The sequence below is a fragment of the Pseudomonas sp. Z2-11 genome, assembly GCF_054161305.1.
Map to the genome: position 1 here is coordinate 2,795,548 of NZ_CP096395.1, position 11,578 is coordinate 2,807,125.

The window sequence follows — 11,578 nt, forward strand, 5'->3', positions numbered from 1 at the left end:
ACAGGAAACGCTATGGAATTTCTCTTTGAAGTATTGATTGGCGGGCTGCTGGCCGGGGTGATGTACGCCTTGGTGGCCATCGGTTTTGTGCTGATCTACAAGGCCTCCGGGGTGTTCAACTTCGCCCAGGGGGCGATGGTGCTGTTCTCGGCGCTGACCTTCGTCAGCCTGCTGGAGCGCGGCGTGCCGTTCTGGCTGGCGTTTCTCATCAGCCTGGTGGCGATGCTGCTGATCGCCGTAGCGGTGGAGCGTGTGGTGTTGCGCCCGTTGGTCAATCGATCGCCGATCACGCTGTTCATGGCCACCCTTGGGCTTTCCTATGTCATCGAAGGTTTCGCCCAGGCGTTGTGGGGTGCCCAGGTGCATGGCCTGGACTTGGGCATCAGTGATGAACCGCTGGAGCTGGGCGGGATGCTGTTGTCGCAGTTCGACATTTTCGCCGCGCTGACCGCCGCGTCACTGGTGGCGCTGCTGTCCTGGCTGTTCAACAAGACCCGCTTGGGCCTGGCGCTACGAGCCGTGGCGGATGACCCGCTGGCGGCGCTGGCCGTGGGTATTCGCTTGCAGCGGGTCTGGGTCGTGGTGTGGACGGTGGCGGGGTTCGTCGGGCTGGTCGCCGGCCTGCTCTGGGGCGCTCGCCTGGGGGTGCAGTTCTCGTTGTCGCTGGTGGTGCTCAAGGCCTTGCCGGTGTTGATCATTGGCGGGTTCACCTCGATCAGCGGGGCGATTGTCGGCGGGCTGATCATCGGCGCTTCGGAAAAATTGGCGGAGGTGTATCTCGGGCCGTTCATCGGCAGTGGCATCGAAAACTGGTTTCCCTACGCGCTGGCGCTGCTGTTCCTGCTGGTGCGTCCGGCCGGGCTGTTTGGCGAACGCGCCATCGAACGGGTCTAGGAGAGCAGCATGTTTTATCGAGAAACAGGCCAGTTCAACACACGTTACGCCGAGGACCGCCGGGTCTTTGCCTTGCGCCAGGATCGCCACGGGCTGGCGGCGCTGCTGTTGGTTGCATTCGTCGTGGTGCCGTGGCTGGGCAATGACTACTGGCTCAGCGCGATATTGATTCCGTTTCTGGTGCTGTCCCTGGCCGGGTTGGGGCTCAATCTGCTGACCGGTTACGCCGGGCAGTTGTCCCTGGGTTCTGCGGCGTTCATGGCCGTGGGGGCGTTCGCCACCTACAACCTTGAAGTGCGTGTCGGCGGTTTGCCGTTGTTGTTCAGCATTGCCTTGGGCGGGCTGACGGCGGCGCTGGTGTCGCTCCTGTTCGGCCTGCCGAGCCTGCGCATCAAGGGCTTCTATCTGCTGGTCTCGACATTGGCGGCGCAGTTCTTCGTGACCTGGACGCTGACCCGCTTTGGCTGGTTTTCCAACGACAGCGCGTCGGGGGTGGTCAGCGCGCCGCGCCTGGATATTTTCGGCGTGAACCTGGACGCGCCGGCCGGCCGTTATCTGTTGACCCTGACGGTGGTGGTGGCGCTGTTCTGGCTGGGCAAGAACCTGGTGCGCAGCGAATTGGGCCGCCAGTGGATGGCCGTGCGCGACATGGACACGGCCGCGGCGGTAATCGGCATTCCCCTGGCGAAAACCAAGCTGCTGGCCTTTGCCATCAGCGGCTTTTACCTCGGCGTGGCCGGCGCGCTCTGGGCCTTCGCCTATCTGGGCACCGTCGAACCCCATGGCTTCGATCTCAATCGCTCATTCCAGATCCTGTTCATCATCATTATCGGCGGGCTCGGCGGCTTGCTGGGCAACTTCCTCGGGGCGGCCTTCATCGTGCTGTTTCCGGTGCTGCTTTCCAACCTGGTGTCGCTGCTGCCCGGCGGGCTGATCGATGCCGGCCAGGTGGAAAACCTGCAAAAAATGTTTTTCGGCGCGCTGATCATCCTGTTCCTGATCAAGGAACCGGAGGGCCTTGCGCGCCTCTGGCAACGCCTTCGCCAGCGTGCGCGGCTGTGGCCGCTGCGCTACTGAACAGCGCCACCGTTGACTTCTCTATGGCTCCATAACAAGGAAAATTCGATGTTCAAACGATCATTCGCCAGCATCCTCGCACTGGCCCTGAGCCTCACCGCCGCCGCGTTCACCGTGCAGGCGGACAACGAGCAATATTTCCCGCTGCAAAGCTATCGCGTCGGTCCCTATGCGGCCGGCGGTACGGGTTTTTTTGGTGGCTTCATCGACTACCTCAAGTACGTCAACGCCAACGGCGGCGTGAACGGGGTGAAGCTGACCTGGAGCGAATGCGAAACCGAGTACGTGGTAGAGAAGGGCGTCGAGTGCTACGAGCGCCTGAAGAAAGGTTTGAATGGCGCACCGGCGGCTGCGACCAACCCGCTGTCAGTGGGCATTGCCTACGCCACGCTGGAGCGCTCCACCGCAGACAAACTGCCGCTGATCACCATCAACCACGGCCGCACCGACTCCACCGATGGCAGCGTGTTTCCCTATGTCTTCCCGCTGCAATTGAACCCGTACTCCGAGGTGTCGGCGATCATCAACTACATCGGCCAGCGCGCCGGTGGGCTGGACAAGCTCAAGGGCCTGAAGATCGTCACCCTGTACCACGGCTCGCCGTACGGCAAGGAAACCAACGAGGTGTTGCAGACCCTGGCGGATAAATACGGTTTTGCGCTGACCTTGCTTGAAGTGCCGCATCCGGGCAACGAGCAACAGTCGCAGTGGCTGAATATCCGTCGGGAAAAACCCGACTGGGTAATCCTGCGCGGCTGGGGCGTGATGAACCCGGTGGCGCTGAAAACCGCGCAGAAGGTCGGGTTCCCGGCCGATCACATCATCGGCAACATCTGGAGCAACTCCGAGGATGACGCCGCGCCTGCCGGTGCTGCGGCCAAGGGTTTCATCGCGATCACCACGCACCCGTCAGGCACCGGTTTCCCGGTGCTGCAAGGCATCAAGAAGGACGTGGTCGACGCCGGCCATGGCGACCTGGCGGACCCCAAGCGTTTCGGCACGGTGTATTACAACCTCGGCGTGGTCAACGGCATCCTCAACGTCGAGGCGCTGCGCATTGCCCAGCAGAAGTTCGGCCAGCAACCGTTGACCGGCGAGCAGGTGCGGTGGGGCTTCGAGAATGTCAAGCTCGATGATGCACGTCTCAAGGAGCTGGGGGCGCTGGGGTTGGTGCAGCCGTTGCAATTGTCCTGCTCGGACCACGAGGGCGGCGGTGCGGTGCGCTTCCAGCAGTGGGACGGCACGCAGTGGAAGCTGATCAGTGACTGGGTGCAGGCCGACCGCGCGTTGCTGCGGCCGATCATCGAAGCGTCTTCGCTGCAATACGCCAAGGAAAAAGGCATCACGCCGCGCGATTGCAGCAAGGAATCCTGACGACTTGGGTCGCTTTTGCGAAAGCCGCCCGGCGTGGTGATGGCCTTTCGTCCAGACAGCGAACCCGTGGCGAGGGAGCTTGCTCCCGCTGGGGCGCATAGCGCCCCCAATGCAGCTGATTGAGTGGATCTGACATCACAGCGACAGGTTGGGGCTGCTTCGCAGCCCAGCGGGAGCAAGCTCCCTCGCCACAGGTGAACGTTGGCTCAGGTTGAAAGGTTGACCACCCGACCATCGCGCGTACTCAGCGCCGGGCGCCGTTTGTTGACCACCAGCTCGCCGATCCGGATCAGCAGGCTGCGGGTGACGTTGCGGCTCAGGCCCAACAGGCTTGCGGTGTGGACCTGGTTGCAACTGGCGTAGCGGTAGGCGGTGCGCAGCAGGGCAGCTTCGACTTTTTCATAGACATCGCCGTGCGCTTGCTCAAGCAGTTGCTCGAAGGCTTTTTCCAGCAGTGCCTCGGTGGTTTGCGGCGTGTTGTCATGGGACGCGTCCTGGCGCTCGATGCGAAAGTTCGACAGGTGCAGATCCTGCACGCCGATCACCTTGTTGCGGCAGATCAGCAAGGTGTGATGGATGACGTTTTCCAGTTCGCGAATATTTCCCGGCCACGAGTAGTCGAGCAGTTTGCGCTGGGCCTGGGCATCCAGCGTCACCTCGCCATGACCGAGCCTGCGGCTGTACTCGGCGATGAAATGGCGAATCAGCGGCAGGATGTCGCCGGGACGCTCGCGCAACGGCTTGAGCACCAGGCTGACCACACTCAGTCGGTAATACAGGTCTTCGCGAAAATGCCCGGCGTTGATGGCTTTTTCCAGTTGCACGTTGGTGGCCGCCAGCACCCGCACATTGATCCTGATGGGCTTGCGCGAGCCGAGGCGGACCACTTCACGTTCTTGTAGAACGCGCAGCAGCTTGACCTGGATCGGCAATGGCAGGTCACCGATTTCATCGAGGAACAGCGTGCCGCCGTCGGCTTCTTCGAACCACCCGGCCTTGGCGGTCAAGGCGCCGGTGAACGCGCCTTTTTCATGGCCGAACAACTCGGCTTCCACCAGCGTCTCGGAAAACGCCCCGCAGTTCACCGCCACGAACGGTTTGTCGCGTCGAGCACTGAGGTTATGGACGTGGCGGGCGACCAGCTCCTTGCCAGTACCGGTCTGGCCAATGATCAACACGCTGGCGTCACTGGGCGCGACTTGCTGCAAGTGCGTCAGCAGTGCCTGGGAGCTGGGATCGGCGAACACTTGGGCCGTGGCGCGGATCGAGGTAGCCAGGCCGGGGGAGGGAGGAAGCGTAAGAAGCTGCATGACGGTGGCCCGTTTATGAGAGTGCGGTGATGATTGGGTGAGGACCAACGCTCCTTGGTGGTATCACCGTGCGAAGTCATTGGGCTTAAGGCTTAATCTAAATGATCTAAAAAAAATAAAACAAATAACATAGAGTTATATGCTTAAGGCGATGAGCCGCCTTCGTCGTCAGCCGCAGAGTCTCTACGCAGAACCGGGTTTGGCGAGATCAGGCAAAAAGGCGGCGCTCACAGGTAACTAACTCGGGAGTGTAGGCGGGTAACGTGGCTCAACTTTACTGCAGAGCCCAATTCGCGAGGGACGGATCAGACATCCAGGGTGTGCCGCTTTGAGGAGGAGCGAAACCAGCAGCACCGACGGTCCCTCGACACGCCTCAATGTCGACAAGAGAATAAAAAACCATGACCAGCCCGAGCTTCAAGGATTCGAACGGCCACTTGGCGCAGGGCTTCAAGCCTCGTCACGTCACCATGCTTTCAATCGCCGGGATCATCGGCGCCGGCCTGTTTGTCGGCTCGGGCCATGCGATCGCCGCTGCCGGTCCGGCCGTCATGTTGGCTTATCTTTTTTCCGGTCTGCTGGTGGTGCTCGTCATGCGCATGCTTGGCGAAATGGCGGTAGCCCGGCCAGACACCGGCTCGTTCTCCACCTACGCCGACCAGGCGATCGGGCGCTGGGCAGGCTTCACCATCGGTTGGTTGTATTGGTGGTTCTGGGTGCTGGTGATTCCCATCGAGGCGCTCGCCGCCGGTCATGTACTCAACCAGTGGTTTCCCTCCGTTGATGCCTGGCTGTTTGCCTCGGCGTCGATCATTGCCCTGGCCGTGACCAATCTGTTCAGTGTGTCCAAATACGGCGAGTTCGAGTTCTGGTTCGCCATGGCCAAGGTGATCGCGATCATCGGTTTCATCTCCCTGGGATTCGCCGTGCTGATGGGCTGGATTCCCGAGCGTGAAGCCAGCGGCTTGAGTCGGTTGATGGAGGAGCATGGCGGGTTCGCGCCCAATGGCTTGTCCGCCGTGGTCGGGGCCTTCATCACCATCATGTTCAGTTTCATTGGTACGGAGGCGGTGACGATTGCCGCCGCCGAATCCAGCAACCCGGCACAGAACATCGCCAAGGCCACGCGCTCGGTGATCTGGCGCATCGGCGTGTTTTATCTGCTGTCGATCTTCGTGGTGATTTCCGTGGTGCCCTGGAACGATCCGCTCCTGGCCTCGGTGGGCTCCTACCAGCGGGCACTGGAGTTGATGAACATTCCCCACGCCAAATTCATGGTGGACGTGGTGGTATTGATCGCCGTGGCCAGTTGCATGAACTCCTCCATCTACATTGCTTCACGCATGCTCTATTCCCTCGGCCGGCGTGGTGATGCGCCGAGGGTGGTGGAAGTGACTTCGTCCGCTGGCGTGCCCCGGGCAGCGGTGATAGCCAGTACGGTACTGGGCTTGGGCATCACCTTGTTCAGCTACTTCATGCCGGCCGGGTTGTTCCAGTTCCTGCTCGCCAGCTCCGGCGCCATCGCCTTGCTGGTGTACCTGGCGATCGCCGTGTCCCAGTTGCGTATGCGCCGCAAGCTGCTTCGCCAAGGCGTCGAGCTGGGCTTTCGCATGTGGCTGTTTCCCTGGCTCACCTGGACGGTGATCGTGTTTATCTGCGCGGCCCTGGCGGTGATGATGGTAACTCCTGAGCACCGCAGCGAAGTGAGCACCACCCTAGGCCTGGCCTTGGTCATTTCCTTTGTCGGCCTGGTGACTTCGCGGCAATCTCCGCAGCCTGAAGAGGCGGTTTCCTCGGCTAGCCTCCATAGACCCTCGGCCTAAGACATTCCCGTGGCGTGGGAGCTTGCTCCCGCTGGGCTGCGCAGCAGCCCCTTCCTTTACTGATCGCCTAAAAAACCCCAAACTCCCTCCGGCAACTAACCCTTGCTTACGTTGTCAGTACTTGGCGCCCGTAGCAGCGACGTTCGCCACCGATGGCGACAATGTCAGCTACATGGCGCTTTTTTTCTGACGCCTCAAGGCAAATAGCTCGCAATGGATTGCGCCGTGACCGTTTATTCCTTTTGCGGGTTGATTCTCTATGGGTTTTTTTCTTGATCCTCGGCATGACATCGACGCCGCTTTGTTGAGTTATCGCCGGGTATTCTGGTCGCTGGCCCTCTTCAGCGGCGTGATCAACCTGCTGGTGCTGGTGCCATCGCTGTACATGATGCAGGTCTACGATCGGGTCCTCACCAGTCGCAACGAAACCACGCTGTTCATGCTCACCTTGATCGCTCTCGGGCTGTTCATGTTCAGTGCCTTGATCGAGTGGGTGCGGGGCGAAGTGATGATCCGTATGAGCGCGGGGCTGGACGATGCCTTGGGCGAGCGGATTTTCGATGCGGCGTTCGCCCGCAGCCTGCGCGAGCACAACGCCAACCCGGCGCAGGTGCTGAGTGATTTGACCACCTTGCGCCAACTGATTACCGGCCAGGGCCTGATCGCCTTGCTCGATGCACCGTGGTTGCCGATTTTCCTGCTGGTGGCGTTCATCATCCACCCCTGGTTCGGCGTGCTGACCCTGATCCTCGCAGCGTTGCTGGTCGGCCTGGCACTGTGGGGCGAGCTGGCGACCCGCACGCGCCTGGGGGAGGCCAATCGGCTGGGCGTGCAATCGTCGGTCTACGTCAACAGCACTCTGCAGAATGCCGAGGTCATCCAGGCCCTGGGCATGCTCGGGCCGCTGCGCCAGCGCTGGAGCATGCTGCAGCAACGGATCATCGCGGCGCAGGCGCATGCCAGTGATCGCGGTGCGCGTATCACTTCGGCGACCCGTTTCGTGCGGATTTCCGGCCAGTCCCTGGCCTTGGGGCTGGGGGCGCTGCTGGTACTCGAAGGGCAATTGTCGGCGGGCATGATGATTGCCATGTCGTTGTTGCTGGGGCGTGCCCTGGCGCCGGTGGAAATTGCCATTGGTTCGTGGAAGCAATTCAACGCCGGTCGCCAGAGTTACCAGCGTCTGAGCCAGTTGCTCGCGCAACATCCTCGCGATCGCCTGCGTATGCCATTGCCACCGCCAACGGGCGCGGTACGCCTGGAGCAGCTCTACGTGGGGCCACCCGGAGCGACGCAACCGCTCCTGCGTGGCATCAATTTCAGCCTGGACAAGGGCGAGGTACTGGCGGTGGTCGGGCCCAGCGCCAGCGGCAAATCGACCTTGGCTCGGGCATTGGTTGGCGTGTGGCCGGCCATGGGTGGCTCGGTGCGGCTGGACGATGCCGAGATCAGCCAGTGGTCCCATGACGCCTTGGGCCCGTACCTCGGTTATCTGCCCCAGGACATCGAACTGTTCGATGGCAGTGTCGCTGACAATATCGCCCGTTTCGGCGAGCAGGACGCCGACAAGATCATCGCCGCCAGTCGTCACGCGGGCATTCACGAAATGATCCTGAGATTCCCCAAGGGCTACGACACGCCGCTGGGCCCCGGCGGGCTTGGCCTGTCCGGCGGACAGAAGCAACGCCTGGGCCTGGCCCGTGCGCTTTATGGCAGCCCTTCGCTGATCGTCCTCGACGAGCCCAATTCCAACCTCGACGAAGCCGGCGAACTCGCGCTGGTGCAGGCCATCGGCGTGCTCAAGGCCGCCGGCAGCACGGTGGTGTTGATCACCCACCGGCCCAACGTTCTGGCGGTTGTGGATCACATTCTGGTGCTGAAGGACGGCACCCAGCAGGCGTTTGGCCCGCGCGACCGGGTGCTCAAGGCGCTGATGCCAGGCCCGAGGCCGACGGCCGTGCGGGAGGCGGGTAAAGATGCGTGATTTGAAACCGGCGACGCCGGCCCACGGCGACCACGGCTTGAGCGTGCTCAGCAGCAACACGCTGCCCAACGCCAGTACCGATGCCGGCGGCGCGGCGCGCTACGGCGTGGTCTTCCTGGCCCTGACCTTGGGCGGTTTCCTGCTTTGGGCGTGCCTGGCGCCGCTCGACCAAGGTGTGGTCGGCAGCGGCACCGTGGTGGTGGCGGGCGAGCGCAAGGCTGTGCAATCGCTGGTGGGCGGGGTCGTGGAAAAGCTGCTGGTCAGCGACGGCGACCGCGTCAGCCAGGGCCAGTTGTTGGTGCAGCTCAACACGGTGCAGGCCCAAGCGCAGTTGGACGTGACCCTGGGCAAGCTGCTCAATGACCGCAGCATCGAGGCGCGCTTGATGGCCGAGCGCCTCGGCGCCGATGAAATCCAGTGGCCGGCGCAATTGCTGGAGCGCGCCGAGGAGCCGCGCGTCAAGGCGGCCATGGCGCTGCAGAAGCAACTGTTCCTGACACGCCGTGCCGAACTGGGCAGCCGCCTGCAGATCATCGAACATGAAGTCGGCGCCTTGCAGCAACAGTTGCAGGGCTATGAAGGGGTCAAGCGCAACTACGACGCGCAGATGCGTTTTCAGCAGCAAGAGCTTGAAGGTCTGCGCGAGCTGGCCCGGGAAGGCTACGTGCCGCGCAACAAACTCTTCGAGGCCGAGCGCAACGCGGCGCAACTGGCCGGGCAGATCGCTTCCGGCATTGGCGATGTCGGCCGCACGCGCCAGGCAATCAACGAAAGCCGGCTCAAGGCCTTGCAGGCGCAGCAGGAATTCCGGCGCGATGCCGAAACCCAACTCAGCGAGGTCTCGGCCGAAGCCGCCGGTTATGCCGATCAGATCCGCGCCTTGCAGTTTGAGGTGGATAACGGGGCGATCCGCGCGCCGGTGGCGGGGCAGGTCATGGACGTGTCGATCCATACCGTCGGCGGGGTCGCCCAGGCTGGGCAGACGCTGATGCAGGTAGTGCCGCTGGATGCGCCGATGGCGATCACCGCGCGTTTTGATCCGCTGATGGCCAACAAACTCAGCCCGGGTCTGCCGGTGCACGTGCATTTCACTGCGTTGCAACGGGTGGACACGCCGACGGTAACCGGCACGATCACCACCGTGTCGGCGGACCAGTTGATCGACCAGCAGACCCACCAGCCATATTTCTCCGCCAAGGTCGAGATTCCCGCCGACACCGTCGTTTCGCTGCAGAGCGCCGGGCTGCTGGTGCGCCCCGGCATGCTTGCCGACGTCACCGTGGTGACCGGTGAACGGACCTTGATGAATTACCTGATGAAACCCTTGCGCGAACGCTTGCTGGCGGCCTTCAAAGAGGAATGAGCATGACCGACCGTTGCCGTTATGGCGTCCGTGTGCTGTTGAGCCTGTGCACCAGTTGGGCGGTGATCGGCCCCGTCTGGGCGGCGGAGGGCGGGCTGAGCCTGATCGCCGCTTACGATGCCTCGCGCCTCAACGATCCGACCTTGCAGGCGGCGACCCATGCCTACGATGCGTCGCGGCAGGAGGAGGCGATCGGCCGTGGCGGTCTTTATCCGCAAGTGTCGCTGTCGTCGCGTTATGGCTATGGCGGGCGTACCGATGGCGGCGACGACAGCAGTTACGTCAACAGCAACGATTACCAGGCGAACAGTGTGACCCTGGCCGCGCAGCAGGCGCTCTATGACAAGGGGCGTTGGGCGGCTTATCAGGAAGGCAAGGCGCGGGGGGCGCTGGGTAGCCAGCAATTCGACGTGGCCGGCCAGACCCTGTTCGATCGGGTCGCCAAGGGCTATTTCGACGTGGCCCGGGCCGAGAACGAACTCAAGCTGATCGCCCAGCAGAAAACCGCTATCAGTGGCTTGGTCCTCCAGAGCAAAAAGCTCTATGAGGGCGGCCAGGGAGCGATCACCGATATCGACGAGGCCCAGGCCCGGCTCGATCTGGTCGAGGCTCAGGAAACCGAAGCCCAGGCCCGCCGCGTGGCTGCGCTGCGAGCACTGTCGGGGCGGGCCAGCGTGCCGATCGACGACATCCAGGCGATGCGCGAAGAACTCCCCGCCGGCAGCCCGATCCCGCCGGAGCAGGATCTGCCGTATTGGACAACGATTGCCCGTGAGGCCAGTCCGGAGCTGGCGGCGCGGTTGGCGGCGGTAAAAGTCGCCGAGGCCCAGGCCGACAGCCAGCGCGCCGGGCATTATCCGACGTTGTCGCTCACCACTCAGTTGACCCGTCGGGAAACCCGCCAGTACCAGGAGCTCGACCCGCGCCAGGACACTTACTACGTCGGGGTGCAGCTGGATATCCCGTTGTATCGCGGCGGCGCGGTGCGTGCATCGGTGGCCAAGGCCGAGGCCCAGCTGGCCGGGGCCCAGTCCGATTACGATGTGCAGCGTCAGGAACTGGCCGAGGCTATCGAAACCGACTACCTGGGCGTGGTGGCGGGCTTCGCCAAGAGCAAGGCGATGCTACGGGCGGTGGAATCCAACCAGCGGGCGCTGACGTCGACCGAGAAGGGCTTCCAGGGCGGCGTGCGCTCGACGGTCGACATCCTCGATGCCCAGCAACGCCTGTTCCAGGCACGCCGCGACCTGCTCGATACCAAGCTCGACATGCTCGAAAGTTATGTAAGCCTGCACACCCACACCGGCCAGATGAACCGCGCGGTGCTGGAACAGGTGCAAAGCCTGTTCTAAGGAGCCGGCCGAGCCGCATCGCATCTGTGGCGAGCACCGTGTGGGAGCGAGCTTGCTCGCGATAGCAGTGTGTCAATCAACAGATGTGTTGAATGTGTCGCCCTCATCGCGAGCAAGCTCGCTCCCACATGGGACGCTGCCTTGAGCCCCGATGCTTCCTGCCCACAAGGATTTGCTTCATCAATGCTGTTGTGGCGAGGGAGCTTGCTCCCGCTGGGGTGCGAGGCGCCCCCAAAGCCAATCACCGCGCGGTGTCAGGCTGGACCCCATCAACCTTTTTGGGGCTGCTGCGCACCCCAGCGGGAGCAAGCTCCCTCGCCACGGGAGCACCGTGTGGGAGCGAGCCTGCTCGCGATGACGGCAGTTCATTCAACGCCGTTCAGCCTGGCAGGCCGCTTTCGCGA

General features: G+C 62.8%; 8 protein-coding genes. 7 read left to right on the top strand and 1 reads right to left on the bottom strand.

The window, feature by feature from the left end; genetic code table 11:
* Positions 1-12: 12 nt before the first annotated feature.
* Genes M1E16_RS12470 through M1E16_RS12480 form a run of 3 tightly spaced genes read left to right on the top strand, consistent with a single transcriptional unit; the run spans position 13 to position 3,345 of the window.
* Positions 13-894: a branched-chain amino acid ABC transporter permease gene (locus tag M1E16_RS12470; protein ID WP_458130096.1), complete on the top strand. Its 882-nt coding sequence runs from the start codon at positions 13-15 to the stop codon at positions 892-894.
* A 9-nt stretch (positions 895-903) separates the two neighbouring features.
* Entirely contained in the window at positions 904-1,971 is a 1,068-nt protein-coding gene (locus tag M1E16_RS12475) for a branched-chain amino acid ABC transporter permease (protein ID WP_458130097.1), read from the top strand.
* Positions 1,972-2,019: 48 nt separating this feature from the next.
* The gene (locus M1E16_RS12480; protein WP_458130098.1) at positions 2,020-3,345 is read left to right on the top strand and encodes an ABC transporter substrate-binding protein; all 1,326 of its coding nucleotides are present in this window, start codon (positions 2,020-2,022) and stop codon (positions 3,343-3,345) included.
* Positions 3,346-3,551: 206 nt separating this feature from the next.
* On the opposite strand, the gene M1E16_RS12485 is transcribed toward M1E16_RS12480, so the two are convergent.
* Positions 3,552-4,655 (bottom strand): sigma-54 interaction domain-containing protein, encoded by a 1,104-nt coding sequence (locus M1E16_RS12485; RefSeq protein WP_434700473.1) that lies wholly within the window; start codon positions 4,653-4,655, stop codon positions 3,552-3,554.
* 401 nt (positions 4,656-5,056) lie between these two features.
* Between M1E16_RS12485 and gabP the strand changes: the two genes are divergently transcribed.
* The 4 genes from gabP to M1E16_RS12505 all read left to right on the top strand — a co-directional run bounded on the left by gabP (position 5,057) and on the right by M1E16_RS12505 (position 11,174).
* Complete coding sequence (gene gabP, locus M1E16_RS12490) at positions 5,057-6,478, top strand: GABA permease (protein WP_458130099.1); 1,422 nt, start codon at positions 5,057-5,059, stop codon at positions 6,476-6,478.
* Positions 6,479-6,737: 259 nt separating this feature from the next.
* Positions 6,738-8,459 carry a type I secretion system permease/ATPase gene (locus tag M1E16_RS12495; protein WP_458130100.1) on the top strand — a complete coding sequence of 574 codons (1,722 nt, stop codon included), beginning with the start codon at positions 6,738-6,740 and terminating at the stop codon, positions 8,457-8,459.
* Positions 8,452-9,822: an HlyD family type I secretion periplasmic adaptor subunit gene (locus M1E16_RS12500; protein ID WP_458130101.1), complete on the top strand. Its 1,371-nt coding sequence runs from the start codon at positions 8,452-8,454 to the stop codon at positions 9,820-9,822. The genes M1E16_RS12495 and M1E16_RS12500 overlap by 8 nt, the downstream gene beginning before the upstream one ends.
* 2 nt (positions 9,823-9,824) lie before the next feature.
* Positions 9,825-11,174, top strand: a complete 1,350-nt coding sequence (locus M1E16_RS12505) for a TolC family outer membrane protein (RefSeq protein WP_434568613.1) — start codon at positions 9,825-9,827, stop codon at positions 11,172-11,174.
* Positions 11,175-11,578 lie beyond the last annotated feature (404 nt).